15 protein-coding genes and 2 pseudogenes are annotated in these 14,417 nt (G+C 35.8%); 8 read left to right on the top strand and 9 right to left on the bottom strand.

Going from position 1 to position 14,417, the window contains the following annotated elements; translation table 11 throughout:
* Nucleotides 1-222: pseudogene (locus H592_RS0110695) on the bottom strand (IS4 family transposase); the annotation flags it as partial.
* A gap of 134 nt (nucleotides 223-356) precedes the next feature.
* On the opposite strand from H592_RS0110695, the gene H592_RS23640 reads away from it, so the two are divergent.
* Both H592_RS23640 and H592_RS0110685 read left to right on the top strand, forming a co-directional pair.
* Nucleotides 357-683, top strand: a complete 327-nt coding sequence (locus H592_RS23640) for a multinuclear nonheme iron-dependent oxidase (protein ID WP_156916108.1) — start codon at nucleotides 357-359, stop codon at nucleotides 681-683.
* Nucleotides 684-842: 159 nt separating this feature from the next.
* Nucleotides 843-1,613 (top strand): HvfC/BufC N-terminal domain-containing protein, encoded by a 771-nt coding sequence (locus H592_RS0110685; RefSeq protein ID WP_037071584.1) that lies wholly within the window; start codon nucleotides 843-845, stop codon nucleotides 1,611-1,613.
* Between the two features lie 2 nt (nucleotides 1,614-1,615).
* Here H592_RS0110685 and H592_RS24900 read toward each other — a convergent pair.
* From H592_RS24900 to H592_RS0110650, 7 genes and pseudogenes are all read right to left on the bottom strand, one after another.
* Nucleotides 1,616-1,684, bottom strand: a pseudogene (locus H592_RS24900) (hypothetical protein); the annotation flags it as partial.
* A gap of 243 nt (nucleotides 1,685-1,927) precedes the next feature.
* Nucleotides 1,928-3,136 carry a hypothetical protein gene (locus tag H592_RS0110675; RefSeq protein WP_028868770.1) on the bottom strand — a complete coding sequence of 403 codons (1,209 nt, stop codon included), beginning with the start codon at nucleotides 3,134-3,136 and terminating at the stop codon, nucleotides 1,928-1,930.
* A 550-nt stretch (nucleotides 3,137-3,686) separates the two neighbouring features.
* A complete protein-coding gene (metQ, locus tag H592_RS0110670) occupies nucleotides 3,687-4,505 on the bottom strand; it encodes a methionine ABC transporter substrate-binding lipoprotein MetQ (RefSeq protein ID WP_028868769.1) in 819 nt (272 codons plus the stop codon).
* A gap of 55 nt (nucleotides 4,506-4,560) precedes the next feature.
* The gene (locus H592_RS0110665; RefSeq protein ID WP_028868768.1) at nucleotides 4,561-5,247 is read right to left on the bottom strand and encodes a methionine ABC transporter permease; all 687 of its coding nucleotides are present in this window, start codon (nucleotides 5,245-5,247) and stop codon (nucleotides 4,561-4,563) included.
* Nucleotides 5,237-6,271 (bottom strand): methionine ABC transporter ATP-binding protein MetN, encoded by a 1,035-nt coding sequence (metN, locus tag H592_RS0110660; RefSeq protein ID WP_028868767.1) that lies wholly within the window; start codon nucleotides 6,269-6,271, stop codon nucleotides 5,237-5,239. Before metN ends, H592_RS0110665 begins: the two co-directional genes overlap by 11 nt.
* Before the next feature lie 643 nt (nucleotides 6,272-6,914).
* Nucleotides 6,915-7,598, bottom strand: coding sequence for a PEP-CTERM sorting domain-containing protein (locus tag H592_RS0110655; protein WP_028868766.1), 684 nt, complete (start codon nucleotides 7,596-7,598; stop codon nucleotides 6,915-6,917).
* A gap of 258 nt (nucleotides 7,599-7,856) precedes the next feature.
* On the bottom strand, nucleotides 7,857-8,744 hold the full coding sequence (locus tag H592_RS0110650; RefSeq protein ID WP_169727652.1) for a LysR substrate-binding domain-containing protein: 888 nt from the start codon (nucleotides 8,742-8,744) through the stop codon (nucleotides 7,857-7,859).
* A 106-nt stretch (nucleotides 8,745-8,850) separates the two neighbouring features.
* Between H592_RS0110650 and H592_RS0110645 the strand changes: the two genes are divergently transcribed.
* A complete protein-coding gene (locus H592_RS0110645; RefSeq protein WP_028868764.1) occupies nucleotides 8,851-9,153 on the top strand; it encodes a putative quinol monooxygenase in 303 nt (100 codons plus the stop codon).
* Between the two features lie 2 nt (nucleotides 9,154-9,155).
* Nucleotides 9,156-10,160, top strand: a complete 1,005-nt coding sequence (locus tag H592_RS0110640) for a Gfo/Idh/MocA family protein (protein WP_028868763.1) — start codon at nucleotides 9,156-9,158, stop codon at nucleotides 10,158-10,160.
* A 129-nt stretch (nucleotides 10,161-10,289) separates the two neighbouring features.
* Here H592_RS0110640 and H592_RS0110635 read toward each other — a convergent pair whose 3' ends face one another.
* A complete protein-coding gene (locus H592_RS0110635; protein WP_028868762.1) occupies nucleotides 10,290-10,556 on the bottom strand; it encodes a cell division protein CrgA in 267 nt (88 codons plus the stop codon).
* Between the two features lie 1,507 nt (nucleotides 10,557-12,063).
* On the opposite strand from H592_RS0110635, the gene H592_RS0110625 reads away from it, so the two are divergent.
* The 4 genes from H592_RS0110625 to H592_RS0110610 all read left to right on the top strand — a co-directional run bounded on the left by H592_RS0110625 (nucleotide 12,064) and on the right by H592_RS0110610 (nucleotide 14,341).
* The gene (locus H592_RS0110625) at nucleotides 12,064-12,513 is read left to right on the top strand and encodes a hypothetical protein (RefSeq protein ID WP_028868761.1); all 450 of its coding nucleotides are present in this window, start codon (nucleotides 12,064-12,066) and stop codon (nucleotides 12,511-12,513) included.
* 525 nt (nucleotides 12,514-13,038) lie between these two features.
* Nucleotides 13,039-13,269 (top strand): hypothetical protein, encoded by a 231-nt coding sequence (locus tag H592_RS0110620; protein WP_028868760.1) that lies wholly within the window; start codon nucleotides 13,039-13,041, stop codon nucleotides 13,267-13,269.
* Between the two features lie 175 nt (nucleotides 13,270-13,444).
* The gene (locus tag H592_RS0110615; protein ID WP_028868759.1) at nucleotides 13,445-13,639 is read left to right on the top strand and encodes a helix-turn-helix transcriptional regulator; all 195 of its coding nucleotides are present in this window, start codon (nucleotides 13,445-13,447) and stop codon (nucleotides 13,637-13,639) included.
* A gap of 183 nt (nucleotides 13,640-13,822) precedes the next feature.
* Entirely contained in the window at nucleotides 13,823-14,341 is a 519-nt protein-coding gene (locus H592_RS0110610; RefSeq protein ID WP_028868758.1) for a YagK/YfjJ domain-containing protein, read from the top strand.
* The last annotated feature ends 76 nt before the right edge of the window (nucleotides 14,342-14,417 follow it).

Genomic DNA, 14,417 nt, shown 5'->3' with positions numbered 1-14,417 from the left:
AGCAACAGAGTCTACTTTTAGCCAAACCCAAAGCATTAATAGATAAACAACATCACTGGCTGGTATGCCTGAGCGTTTAGAAAACTTAGCTTGACGTAACATCGTATTAAAACGCAGGCTCTTCCATGTTGAGCTAAATGTGTTATCAATTTTAAGGTTTTTTTGGTTAAGTAAGTCAGCGGTTAATGATGGTAAGTTCAAGGGCTTTGTGGCAGAATTCATTTGATGTCTCTTGTGGTTTCTTACTTTGTCTAGATAACAAGTATTTTACCACAATGAGACGTCAACCTATTTTAAATCATCAAGTTACTTTAGTTTTATTATCTGTTTTGAATCCCGAAACTTGAGTTAATAGTATTAACTTTGAAGGTGCCAATATTGAACAATCTATCGCTGATTATATCAATGTATTACCAATCAATAGCGTTGCACAAATCCATTTAGCTGGCTGCTCTCAACCTGCTGCAGGAGGATTAATGATTGATGATCATGCCTGCCCGGTTTCTTCTCCAGTATGGCAAGGTTACCAGCAAGCTTTACAACGGTTTGGTGCGGTCCCTACATTAATTGAATGGGACAATAATTTACCAAACTGGTCAACACTTATTGATGAAGCTAATAAAGCCCGTACTATCGCGAATGCCGTATTAGCAGAGAAAGAATATAGTCTTAGTTACTTCTAACATACTGATTTAGAGTGCTCCCCTGCTCTTATAGAGTAAGACAGACACTTGTCTAGGTGGCCAACGCTTACTGCGCAGGAGTTCATAAAACCCTTGCTATCGCGCCCCCTACCTACACCGAATAATGAATCAACATAAAATATTAGCGCAGGAAATAAAATGAATGAGCAACAGCTTTTATTAACCTTGATTTGGAATGATAACCCAACCTTATTAGCAGAGAGCGGTTACGATATTGCGGGTATTGCTATCTATCGACGTAATTTATTGGCTAATGCACAACGTTCATTAAGCATTACCTTTCCAACCATTTTTAAATTATTAGACAGTGATATAAGTGAAAGCCTAGTGCAGGAGTTTTTAACGTTATGTCCGCCAGATCAAGGAGATTGGGCACAATGGGGAGAAACTTTTGCTGACTTTATTGCTACGCATCAAATTGCGCATGATTACCCCTATTTACCAGACTGCGCGTCATTGGATTGGCACTTTCATTGTGCATTACAGGGTCCAGACCAAACATTGGTAAACGCTTCATTAGCGTTACTAGCGAATACAGAGCCAGAAAATATCAGTGTTATTTTTAATGAGAATCTAACGTTAATGCAAACGATGTTTCCCATTGACGATATTTTTCAAGCCCATCACCACCCAGAGCAATCAATACGGGAAGATGCAATGCGTAATGCAAAAATTGCATTATCAGCAAAATGCAAACCGCGAACGGTAATGTTATTCAGACGACAGTATCAACCCAAGGTAACTCGCTTAACTGATAGTGATGCTGATTTTATGTATTGCCTAAAAGCAGGAAAACCATTAGCAGACGCCCTAGATGCAGTGGGTCATTGCAACGACTTTTCATTTGAAAAATGGTTGCTAACAGCAATAGAGCAGAACTGGATTTTACACTTACAAGATAAAACATGATGAGTCGTTATAGTTATAGTTATGGTTGTAGTTATGGTTGTAGTTATGGTTGTAGTTATGGTTGTAGTTATGGTTGTTGCTATGGTTGTAGCTATAGTTATGGGCATTTATATTGTTGAATAAAAATGCCATCATATCTTTGATTATTAAAGTTTAATATTTAATATTTAATATTTAATATTTAACCTTGAGTATTTCACTTTTCATCTATTAAAGTTTATCTAAAACCAGTAGCCACTGGTGTTATTAGTTATTGGTTATTGGTTATTGGCTATAGTTTATTTAAATAATATTCGAACTGATTATTAAAATGCTTATTTGATTTGTTCAGTTAATGCGGAGAACTCTTTTTGCATTTGAATATTATTAAATGGTACCAACTCTGGTGCTTGTAACGCCATTATTCTATCAAAGAGTTGATTACTATCAGTGATAAGACTGCTCACTTGAGAAGACATGGTGACCGTGTTTAAGGTATTCACCGCTAAAGTATAATCTTGCATCAGTAGTCCGTGAGCTTTAGACATTTTATTTAAATCTTGCTGCATACTCACCTTATATAGTTTGATAGCCTGTAGTGTCGTATTCTGGCTTTTTAAGTTCAAAGAATACGATACTTTATGTTTTGAAGAAGCGTTACGTTGCGTTTGTTGAGTGCTGTTAATTAAACTATTTTGTTTACTTTGTAGCTCATCAATACGAGGAAGATATTTGTATTTGAGATCACCAATATAACGCTCTTGAATGTACAGCTGTAACTCTAACAGCACGACATACATGCTGTAGTATTTTTTCGCATTATTAAGATCTTCACCTGACGCTGCAGTGATCTTAGCAAAAGAACTGGCAATTTCACTAATCACTGGGAAAACAGTGGTCATAGCGAGAATATCATCGGCATTCACTCGGACTAACAGCGCCTCAACTTGTTCAAATGAAAGCTCAGTACCAAAATCATCAAGACGAGCTTGTACTGCTTCAATCATTTTTTGACGATTTTGTTGATACGCTTCTATATCGTTTTCGTATTCTTGCTGCTTTTGTAATGCATCTTGTCTCTCTTCGCCAATCAAAATGACTGATTTAGATTTTTGTTGAGAAGCCTTTGCTTGGAGATCTAACATTTTTGAATCAATTTGAGTAATGCTATTACTCGCTTCTTTCACGATATCATCATTTAAAATCGCGTAGATATCGCCTAACAGATCATCGATATCTTCTTGATACCCTGCTTTATTCTTTTTAAAGAAAGCACTTTCTGGCGCTACACTCTTATCTTCTTTTACTTCAATAATATCAGCGAAGCGATCTTCCATTTTATCCCATGTGATAATGGATTTTTGCCTTGCAGCAGAAAGTGTGGATAAACCTTCTATTTCAGCATCGTCTTCGATTAAATCGGTATAAGCTTTTGAGCTTGTATTTTTAACTGAATTCCAACCTGTTGATAGTGACTCTTTCCAGTCGGCTTGAACGGATACTGGCAGCATCAAGATGCACATGAGCAATGTTATTTTTTTCATTTCATTATTCCTTTCAAACCTATTCACTAGACTGTTGATTGCATTGTCCTTAGGTCTTTTATTATACTCGACCTTTAACCGGCGATGCTTCAACAAAGCAGTTACAGAGCACAGTAAAAGTAATCATTGATCATACTAAAATCTTTGTGCTATTCATACACATCACTTACTAGCCAAACTCGCTTCAATACCGCTTATTGATTGGTTAGCGCTGGCGATCAAGATGGCTTATAGATAGATTTAGAGTTTGTAGTCAGTTTATTGTAGGGCTTTGCTGAGATAGCGTTTCAGATGATTTATTTTAATGACTGTTGATCAGTAATTTAGTTGGATGCGTATTAAGGATAGCGACTAAGAGAGTGTATTAATAAGAAGTATCAATAGTCGATACTAAGAAAGCATTTCTCAATCGCTATAAAAAAAGGTATTAAGCGGGGCTTAATACCTTTTTAATCAGCTTAGTACAGTGTTATATAACAGAGTACTATTACTTCCCTGCGTTAATTAATATCATCAATTAATAAGTATAGATAACTGTAAAAAGAACAGATTACCAACCTTTAACAGCGCCACCTTTAAAGATTTCAGTGGCTGCATTAAATACAACATCTGTTTGGTATGCTTTAACAAAGTTTTGTACGTTTTCTGATTGAACATTATCAGCACGTGCAACGATCAAGTTTACGTATGGAGAGTCTTTATCTTCAACAAATAAACCATCGTGGTCAGGAGAAAGGTCAATAGAGCTTGCGTAAGTTGTGTTGATGATAGCAAGGCTAACATCATCTAATGAACGTGGTAATTGCGCAGCTTCTAATTCAATTATTTGTAGATTTTTTTCACTACTAACAATATCTAAAACAGTTGCTTTTAGACCAACGCCTTCTTTTAATGTTAATAGACCTTGTTTTTCTAACAAGATCAATGAACGACCTAGGTTCGTTGGATCACTTGGTACAGCAATTTGATCACCGTCTTTTAATTCATCTAATGATTTGATTTTGCTTGAGTAACCAGCGATTGGATAAACCAATGTATTTCCAGCAACAGCAAACTTATAACCACGGTCAGTAATTTGTTGATCTAAGTAAGGTTTATGTTGAAATGCATTAACATCGACTGAACCTTCTTCTAGTGCTGCATTTGGCGTAATGTAGTCAGAGAAAGTCACTAACTTAACTTCTAGACCAAATTTTTCTTTAGCAACTTTAGCTGCGACTTCAGCAACCTGTGCCTCTGCACCAGCAATAACACCGACAGTAATTTTGTCATTATCAACAGCGACGACTTCTTTTTCACCACAACCCGCTAAGGCAAAGATTGATGCAAAACCTAAAACGGCTAATACTTTTTTGATATTAAAATTCATATATTTTCCTTTGAATGTGACTTACTTTTTAGAGTTAATAGTTAAGAATAAAAATTTAACGATGATCAACACGCTTAACAAGGTGATCACCTAGTGATTGAATCATTTGTACCAAGATAACTAAGATCACAATAGTGATCATCATTACCGTCGCATCAAAACGTTGATAGCCATAGCGAATACCTACATCACCAAGACCTCCACCGCCAACGGTACCAGCCATCGCCGAGTAACCTACTAAGGTCACTAGTGTGATAGTTACGGCATTTATAATGCCGGGTAATGCTTCTGGTAATAATACTTTTTTAATAATTTGCATTGGTTTTGCGCCCATCGCTTGTGCAGCCTCTACTAAACCAGACGGTACTTCTAATAGTGCACCTTCAACCAGACGAGCAATAAACGGAATGGCACCGATAGTCAGTGGCACAATCGCTGCGGCAGTACCAATCGATGAACCAACGATAAAACGAGTCACCGGTATAAGTGCAACCAATAAAATAATAAATGGGATAGAGCGGCCAATATTGACCACTATACCTAAGATTTTATTAATGCTGGTATTTTCTAACAAACCGTTCTTTTTACTTAAGTGTAACAACACCCCCAGAGGAATACCCACAGCAAAACCAATAAAACCAGAGGTAAATACCATCACTAGGGTTTCCCATAAAGAGTCCACTAATAACTCAATTAAACGGGTGTTTTCAGTCCACCATGTAATCACTGCATTAAATGACATAACCTAACACCTCTAGTTCAATTTTTTGTTCTTTTAAATACTGAATTGCTTTATTCGCACAAGCTTCAGGGCCAATGAATTCGGCTAACATAAGCCCAAACTTAACTCCGCCAACGTAATCCATATTTGAGCTTAAGATACTAATATCGATATCAAACTCTCGTGCTACATGGCTGATCACAGGTGCATCAACGGAAGCGCCTGTAAATTCTAAACGAATTAATGGGTAGCTATTTTCTGTGCGTGTAGCATGTAAGCGCGCTTCGTAGTCAGCAGGTATTGATAAGTCTAATGTTGAACGAATAAAGTCACGTGCGAGATCTGTTTTTGGGTGTGCAAAGATGTCACCTACAGTGCCATTTTCAACTAATTTACCATCACCAATTATCGCCACTTCTTGGCAAATGCCTTTTACCACGGCCATTTCATGGGTGATCAGCAAAATAGTGAGGTTTAGCTCTTCATTAATTTTTCGTAATAGCTCTAAAATAGAAATCGTTGTCGCTGGATCTAAAGCACTGGTTGCTTCATCACATAACAATACTTTAGGATCAGAAGCCAACGCTCTTGCAATCGCAACACGTTGTTTTTGACCACCACTTAAGTTGGCAGGGTAAACATCACGTTTATCTGCTAAGCCTACAAGCTCTAATAAATCTTCTACTTTACTTTTAATTTTATTTTTTGCCACACCAGCTAGCTCAAGTGGCAACGCAACATTATTAAAAACAGTACGCGATGAAAGCAAATTAAAGTGCTGAAAAATCATGCCTATTTTGCGACGAGTTTGTGTTAACTCTTGTTCAGATAAGGCCGTTAGGTCGACGCCATCAACAATAACCTGTCCTGATGTTGGACGCTCTAACAAGTTCACACAGCGTATTAAAGTACTTTTACCTGCGCCAGATGATCCTATTACGCCAAAAATAGTACCTTGTTCTATGGTGAGATTAATATCAGACAGCGCGTTAATCGCTTTATTGCCTTGATAAAATACCTTGTTTACATTTTTTATTTCTATCATCAGATTTCCTGAAATTAATCGGGTGTTACGTTTTGTTGGATCAATATAGTCTGTGATCTACATCGTAATTACCAGTGCATACTAAGCCATCTAGACGTCTAAAGCAATTAATGATTAGTAGCAAGTTCATTTATCTCATCTACAAGCTTCTGACATTCAATTTAGTTACTCAATAATGTTTAAATTATGATCAAATGAAGGTTATTTGTAACTACTCAGCACTCATTAAAACTGAGTGCTTTTTACCAAAATAAAAACGTAAATGCTCAGGGCTAAGCTATTTATGCTTAGTTCAAGGCGAAAAAGCGCAGTTTAGTGGTTTAAATGAGCATTTTTCAACGAAGAAATAGGCTTAAATAGAGACGGCCTGAGTAGTTACGGTTATTTTTACTTAACCTAAACGGTATTATTTATATCTTAGTCTTAATAGAATGGACGCGTTTAAATAGGAGATGTTAGTAAAGAAACGGGGGTTAATGTAAACAGAAAGAAATTCGAGGTCGATTATCCTAAAAATATCTGCCATACCTGCATTATGTAAGGTAAATAAGTTAGAAAAAAAAACACCATAGGCAAGCTATAGTGTTTCTCTAAATTGTATAAACTTTAATTTTTTAAACTATATAAACTCTAATTTTTTAAATTATTTTTTAAAGCGACGTGCGCCAAAGCCTAATAATCCAAGCGCCAGAATTGCAGCGGTTGCAGGTGCAGGTACATCCACAACAGATAAGTTCACTAAAGCCACTTCTTGCCCATTTGCAGAGTTACTACCGCCACCGAACCAACGAACTTGTATTTCATCACCTGCGGCTGCAGCCGTTGTATTGAATGCAAAGCTGTTAAAGGTCCATTCTTTTGTTGTCAATACAGACTCAAGTACACCTGATAAGGTAGTGTTTTGTGTTACGTTAAAAACTTCTACACTTGCACCATCTGAACTTTGACGAGCACCGCCAAAAAACGTCAATAAACCTTCTTGATTAGCTGTTATCGCTGAATCTAAAGTAAATGTTGCAGTTAACGTTACGTTACCTGCGTTATCATTAACTTCAATCGCACCAGGAATTTTAATTTGTGCTGTTGTTGGATCATTATCATGATCATATGTTCCACTCATACCACGAGGGGAAGCACTTCCTGATTGATACACTTCAAACCCAATGCCACTTGAATCTGCCCAAGCCACATTAGTAGAATTAACTAGTGATGTACTACCACCGCTAAAATCTTCAGAAAAAATAACGCCTGCATTAGCGACATTGATAAGGCAGCTTACAGAAAGTAAAGCACCAGCAGCTGTTAACTTAGTAAAAATATGTTTCATTTATTCTCCTTTTAAAAACCAATCCTTTAATTACTTTTACGCATTGATAAGAAAAGATTTAATACTCATTATTGAGTAAATTTCAGCCGTATTATAGAACATTACAATGCCTTAGCAAGGTCATATCCCCTTTATCCATTGTTTTTTCAAAACCTGCATTATCAAGGTAAGTGCATGAGTAATAATGGAATTGTATTAATACGAGCAATATTGCTTTAAATCAGCCGGAGGTAGCGAGTATTGAAAGTGACGATAGTATTACACTCGGTTTTTTTTCATCGATGCTAAAATAAATTCAATCATAGTGCGTATTTTTAATGAAGGGGATTTGCTCTTATATAAAACATTAACAGCCATTGTAGGCGGAATATGATCTTTTAAAATTTCAATTAGCTCACCGCTGGCTAACTCGTCCTGTAATAGCAACATTGGTTGCAATACAATCCCAGTTCCTTTTAAGGCCGCCACTTTTAATGCCAACCCACTGTTGGAAGTCAAACGTGTATGCTGCCTATCAAAAGCTTGAGTCTCTATTCTTAATGCAATGTTTGCTTGAATATGCTCATAACTAAAACCTAAACACTGGTGATTAATTAGATCATCTAAACATTCAGGTGCTTGATGTTTAGCAAGATACGTAGGAGAAGCACAGTAGAGCATTTGATAATCTGCTATTTTTCGTGCAATAAGTGAGGAATTAGCCAGTTCGCCAATACGGATCACTATGTCTACTTGCTCGTGTAATGGATCAATTAAACGATTATCTAACATCAGTTCAATATTAATCTCGGGATATATCTGTAAAAAATCCGCAATAATAGGTGCTAAGATGGTATTGCCAAAAGTCACCGGTGAATTAATACGAACCGTGCCTTTGGGTTTATTCTCTAATCGTTGTAAGCTGTTTTCAGCTTCTGCAATATCATCCAAAATGCGTGTACATTCTAAATAATAAATTTGCCCGGCTTCAGTTAAGGATTGTCTACGTGTCGTTCGATTAAGCAACTTGGTGCCTAAATGCTGCTCCAAATACTTAATATGTTTACCAATCATAGTGGCCGTAACAGCAAAATTAACAGCTGCATTAGCAAAACTACCATGTTGAGCGACGTACACAAACACCTGCATACTCTTTAATCTATCCACATTCACAACCTATAGTTAGCAAATAACAAACCAGATGGTCGTTTATCAACCTCAGTTAGTCAATTAGAATTAATTATCTTATTTCCCTCATTGATTAGGAGCCCCAATGTTTAAACAAGGTTTGTTCATTACAGCAGAACTTCGCATCAAAACAGAAAGCGATCTCGATACCGCCATTGCGGCGATCCACACCTTTTGTGAAGGTATGAATAGTGAACCCGGCTGTTCAATGGCAGTTGCCTTACAAGATAAAGACGATCCTCGTCGTTATCTCTTTTGGGAACGCTATGAAAACCAACAAGCTTTTGAGCAGCACTTTAATGCTAAGCATACTCAAACATTCATCCAATCAGGACTGACTGAGCTGGTTCAAGCTTTTGAAAGCAAATTATTAACAAAAGAGAAATAACCATGAAAAAAACACTTAATTGGGGAATTTTAGGGACTAGCTTTATCTCTGGTGAAATGGCTGATGCAATTATTGAAGAAGGTAATACTCGCCTTTATTCTGTTGCCGGTCGTTCAGTTGAAAGGTTAACGGAATTTGCTAATAAATATGACATCAAAAATACATTCACTGATTTTGACGCGCTAATCAAGGATCAAGATGTTGATATTATTTACATTGCCTTACCTAATCACCTGCATCATGAATACGTTATCAAAGCTGCAAATGCAGGCAAAGCTGTTCTATGTGAAAAATCATTATCCATTGATATGCCAAAAACACATTCCGCGCTAGCTGCTGTAAGTGACAATAATACTTTCTTCGCTGAAGGGCTAATGTACCTCACTCACCCATTTATTGATGCCATTGCAAAAACGATTAAAGCCGGCGCCATCGGAGAAATAAAATCCATTAGCGGTCAATATTGTGCGGCCATCGAACAATTTGTTAACCCAGACAGTAAAGGCGCGCTTTATAATTTAGGTTGTTACCCTGCATCATTAATGCATCTATTAATCAAACAACAATTTACTAGCGAAGTGAGCGATAACTATCAAATAAATGCATCGGGCTTGCGTGGTGGCGATGGTAACATTTGTGAATCAGCTGCAACGGTTCAATATTCAAATGGCATTACTTGCCAACTACATACGGCTGAGAATTATGGCTTACATGCTGCGTTTACCGTGCTCGGTAGTGAAGGCAGCTTAGTATTAACTTCTAACCCATGGTTACCAGGGGCAAACGCTAATAGTTTTAAGATAACAAAATATGAACAACAGAGCGAAACCATCACCGTAGAAGCTGACGGAAATGGCTTTTTATATCAGGTGAAATTAATTCGCGAAGCCTTAGAGCAAGGTCATAAAAACCTACAACGTCCAGCTGCAACAGCACAAGATTCTGAACAGATCATGAAGTTATTAACTGACTGGGAAGCTGCAACATTGGCCACTTTAGATCAATAACCGCCCATAGTTAATAGTTGATAAACTATACTCACTGCCATTTAGACTCAAAAATAGCTATTGATTGGCAGTGTGTATAGCGTAACGAATATCAGAAGGATGAAAGATTCAAACAGCTCCATTAAAAAGTCATAATTTTAGTTTTTTGGGTAAAGAAAAATTAGCGAAAATAATTAAACCAATACCAAAAAATAAAGACAGCATAGATAATCCAACTCTAGCATGGCTAATATAACCAACCGTTAATAATAAAATTCCAATAACAACTAACCCCGATCCAATGCTTAAAAATAACCTTGGATAACGACTTAAAAAAGAAACGTTATGTTTTTTAGTCTCTGAACTAAAGTGTTGCTGATGTTTTACTGCTTTACGTTTATGCTTTTTAGCTGACATAACTAACGCTCCTGTACTCAAGTAATCTAAACCAGTTTTATTTTTCGTCACTAATAAGGGGCTAATCAGGATATGATTCAGGGTATATATAGTCCTTTATTTTTCATGCCGTAGTCCATTGTTTTGTATTGTTTTTATTTCAGAGTGAATCAAAAAAATGAATCTTACATTTTACTAATAACGGTATAATACGAAATAGATGATTATTGAATACGAGGTTAAGTCACATATTTTAATAGAATAAATTTAAATATTTATTCTATTAAAATCATTTAGCATTACCGTTACTTCCTGGTCTCAAAGCATTTAGAAATAAACTATTAAGGTGTATTTCCCTTGTAACTCTTTTTTATTAAAAATAAATTTTACCTATTTCAAAACACAGCCCACCCCAAAAAATAAGTGATTTAAATCACATTTATTGTTGTTTTCTTATTCCCAAGCAATATAATAGTGATGTAAGTCACATTTATTGGAGAGTTAACATGAAACAAAAAATTATTGATACGACTCGAGAAATTGCAGGAATATTTTTAATGTTTACTGCTGCCGCAGCCGTTGTTTTATTACAAATAACAACTTGGATTTAATCGAGCAATTGCTCGATTATTATCTTACTTCTTCTTTCACACAGTATTTTTTATACTAATAGCATCTTTCAACGATACGCATCCCTGCTTCGCAGGCTTTTAAAATTACCTTCAACAACGTACCTAACTCCTAACTCCTAACTTCGAAAAGTATCTAAAACCTCAGATAAAAACTCAAGAGATTGATTTAAAAAATAAATAATTTAAATTGTTATCAACACCTTCAAAATCTACCTAAAGCCCAATATTAAAAAGTACAGAACGATTATTAATCTAATAGATTCTGCATGCTAAATAAAAAAGATGAGCAAAGGTGAACTCTATAGTGAAATAGTTAATGAAGGATAGAAGAGCATTATTAGAGTGATTTTATTACTGAGTGCTAGCATCATAAAAATACCGGCTCATAATATGGGTTAGAAAATCTGATATAAATATTAAGGGCAATGTTAATAAAGTCATAGAAACAACAAAGCCCCAACGATTGTTGAGGCTTTGTTTAAATATGGTGCCCGAGGACGGACTTGAACCGTCACTCCTCTCGGAAACGGATTTTGAATCCTGATAATTCAATTTGTTATGGCAGTGTAGAATAGTTAACTCTTTGTTTCAATTGATTTCAGTTGTTTACGGTTTATTTGAGTTTAAGGTGGTTTACGCCAAATTTACGCCAAAAATAAGAGCGCTCTACTTTTAAAAAAGTTAAATGAACTTGTTACCGATAAAGCTTCATAATATGATTTCAATAATTTAATTAAATCAGAAGGTAATGGATTATCTCTTACTCACCAGTTTCTTACTCATGCTCTGAATGCGACTTTACTAGTCGTGAAAGTTTGGCTTCCTATGAATATGTAGGCAAGGCAGAAAAAGAGCCGCAAATAAGAAGCATTTGGTGTAAGCAATGTGAAACTACCATGAAAGGCATTTTTCCATATTCAAAGATACACACCACCCTCAAACAAGAGGATGCAATCTATAATATTAAACTTTTGAAAGATTCAATTTTTTACCGTTTTTCCACACAAAAGAAAAAACAAGTACATGAACAACAAAAGATAATTATGGAAGAAGAGAAAGCAATGCAAGCTAGGGTAGATTATTTCAAGTCCTCACATTTTAAACCTCAATGTCTTTCATGTGGTTCCCATAATATAAAAAGACTAAAACCTTTTACTTCTTATATGGATCATTATTTTTCGATGTCTATGTCTGACATATCACCTGAACTAATGGGAATAACGCATTCTTGTGGTGGTGAAATAGAAGCAAGTATAAAAGCTCGGTATAATTTTGGAAAAGGCTATACCCCACCAGTCATTAAATTTAATGAAAATGGGGTAATAATTAATAATACTCGCGTATAACTATCCCTCTTTTTAAAACCTATTCTTTAAAGAAGTCTCATTTGAGATCATATCCGTCACCACTCAAGATGCAAAAGTCAGTAAGTCGTAAGGTAAACAGATTCTAAACACAAAGGGTAAGATCAAACTGGTTAAATCGAGACTTTTTAACAACGAAGGAGGTTGCCTCATGACTTACCCTGCAGGTCGCTAACTCGAAACTGAACTGCGCTGTAGATTCGATAAGGACTAGCCATTATCCTAGTATCACGCTTTGTATAGTCTCTAAATTAGCAGCTGAATAATGCACCTTGATTGGTAATGGGCATATATAAATAACTAACTTCGATTTATCTCTTCTATAGAAAGCATCATTTAATAAAGCATTTATCCCTTATTCAAAATCTATTTAAAAACACTTCAAAAACAATCAAAAAGAACGACTAAGATCACATAAAAACAGAGTAAACCGCTCTATAACCCCGATCATTAAAATTTATAGTCACTTCCGAACTGCAGACAACTGCAGTATGGAGAAACAAAACTATGACAGACTTAAAACAATTTGATGTACACGTAACGAACCTCAACAACTGGCAACCTATGACCAAGGTTCCTGAGGTATTTCCTCAATTTACCCAAACCCAATTAAAACGTTTGTTTTGGCAAAGAGAACAACACAAGGGTTTATCCACTTGTTATAAGCAAGTGGGTAAACGTGGGTATGTTTGCTTGCCATTATTTGGCCTATGGCTAGCGGGGAAATTAACAGAATAAACAACTCAACGGATAAAAAATCCTACACGAAGCCCTTGTTTACAACAGCTCAGTAAGTTCTTGGCGTAAACAAGGCGTAAATAAACATAATTTTAAGTATATTAAGACGAAATTAAAGCTTTTAACCAAACTGACAGCGCTTAATAAATTAAGCCCCAAAAAGGTACTAATTAACATGAATGGCAAAATTTTATTATCAACCAAAGAAGTAACTAAACTTATTAATCGTTCTGAGAGTACCTTATATCGGTGGTGGAAAATTCAAGGCTTTTTCCCAACACCAATATTATTAGATAACGGCAGAGCATGTGCTTGGACAAAAGAGTCAGTAGATAACTGGTTAGCATCAAAGTCGACGTCAACAACCTAATAACTGTCATTTATTGAAGGAAAATGACTGAAAGTGAATGGTAATGAAGCCTTATGAATGTATTTGCAAGGCTTCTACCCTATTCTGTTAGCCTTTATCTGCCGCTGAAGCCTTACAGCACACGGCTTGAACACTTCTACATTGTTGGGGTTAATAATATCTAGGGATTATAAATTAATTAAGATGTCAAAATATAAAAGTGAAAGCCCTATTTTTAAAAGTAATAAAAAGTTATTCAGTGTTAATGCTGGAAAAGGAAAACCAATATTTACTAAGCAGATGGGCAAGATAATAACTCAAATTGAAAACTCTTTAACTTGGTATAAACGCGTCTTTATCGTGGTCTTTGATTTACGAGTAAAAGTATTTACATTGGATAACAAATATATGAGGGACTTACTGAGTAAATTGCGCTTCTATATTAAACAGTATTACAAGATAGAGAGATTTGGATACTCGTGGTGTAGAGAACAATACAGAGCGCTAACGCAACATTACCACATGGCATTGATGCTAGATGGTGCGAAAATAAAATATCCCCATAAACTCCTCAATACGATTCAAGGTATGTGGAACGAAATAACAGGTGGAGGCCATTTATTTACCCCAAAAAATTGCTATTACATCATACACAGGACAATGAAGTCGGTAGATGACAATACAAAAGAGAAAGCAATTTATCGAATCAGGGCTAAATCATGAAAAGCCTAAAAAATGAACAGCGTTTTTATAAAAATAAAGTGACAGATATCGCACGATCATTCTTATCACAATGATC

This window comes from Psychromonas arctica DSM 14288 (assembly GCF_000482725.1).
In the GTDB taxonomy this organism is placed as follows: Bacteria; Pseudomonadota; Gammaproteobacteria; order Enterobacterales; family Psychromonadaceae; genus Psychromonas; species Psychromonas arctica.
This window is presented reverse-complemented; position numbering and strand designations above follow the sequence as displayed.

Coding starts and splice junctions, on each gene's coding strand:
- H592_RS0110675 (WP_028868770.1), bottom strand. CDS start 3,136: ATGAAAAAAATAACATTGCTCATGTGCATCTTGATGCTGCCAGTATCC.
- H592_RS0110620 (WP_028868760.1), top strand. CDS start 13,039: ATGACAGACTTAAAACAATTTGATGTACACGTAACGAACCTCAACAAC.
- H592_RS0110635 (WP_028868762.1), bottom strand. CDS start 10,556: ATGTCAGCTAAAAAGCATAAACGTAAAGCAGTAAAACATCAGCAACAC.
- H592_RS0110610 (WP_028868758.1), top strand. CDS start 13,823: ATGTCAAAATATAAAAGTGAAAGCCCTATTTTTAAAAGTAATAAAAAG.
- H592_RS0110645 (WP_028868764.1), top strand. CDS start 8,851: ATGTTTAAACAAGGTTTGTTCATTACAGCAGAACTTCGCATCAAAACA.
- H592_RS0110615 (WP_028868759.1), top strand. CDS start 13,445: ATGAATGGCAAAATTTTATTATCAACCAAAGAAGTAACTAAACTTATT.
- H592_RS0110625 (WP_028868761.1), top strand. CDS start 12,064: ATGAAAGGCATTTTTCCATATTCAAAGATACACACCACCCTCAAACAA.
- metQ (WP_028868769.1), bottom strand. CDS start 4,505: ATGAATTTTAATATCAAAAAAGTATTAGCCGTTTTAGGTTTTGCATCA.
- H592_RS0110665 (WP_028868768.1), bottom strand. CDS start 5,247: ATGTCATTTAATGCAGTGATTACATGGTGGACTGAAAACACCCGTTTA.
- H592_RS0110685 (WP_037071584.1), top strand. CDS start 843: ATGAATGAGCAACAGCTTTTATTAACCTTGATTTGGAATGATAACCCA.
- H592_RS0110640 (WP_028868763.1), top strand. CDS start 9,156: ATGAAAAAAACACTTAATTGGGGAATTTTAGGGACTAGCTTTATCTCT.
- metN (WP_028868767.1), bottom strand. CDS start 6,271: ATGATAGAAATAAAAAATGTAAACAAGGTATTTTATCAAGGCAATAAA.
- H592_RS0110655 (WP_028868766.1), bottom strand. CDS start 7,598: ATGAAACATATTTTTACTAAGTTAACAGCTGCTGGTGCTTTACTTTCT.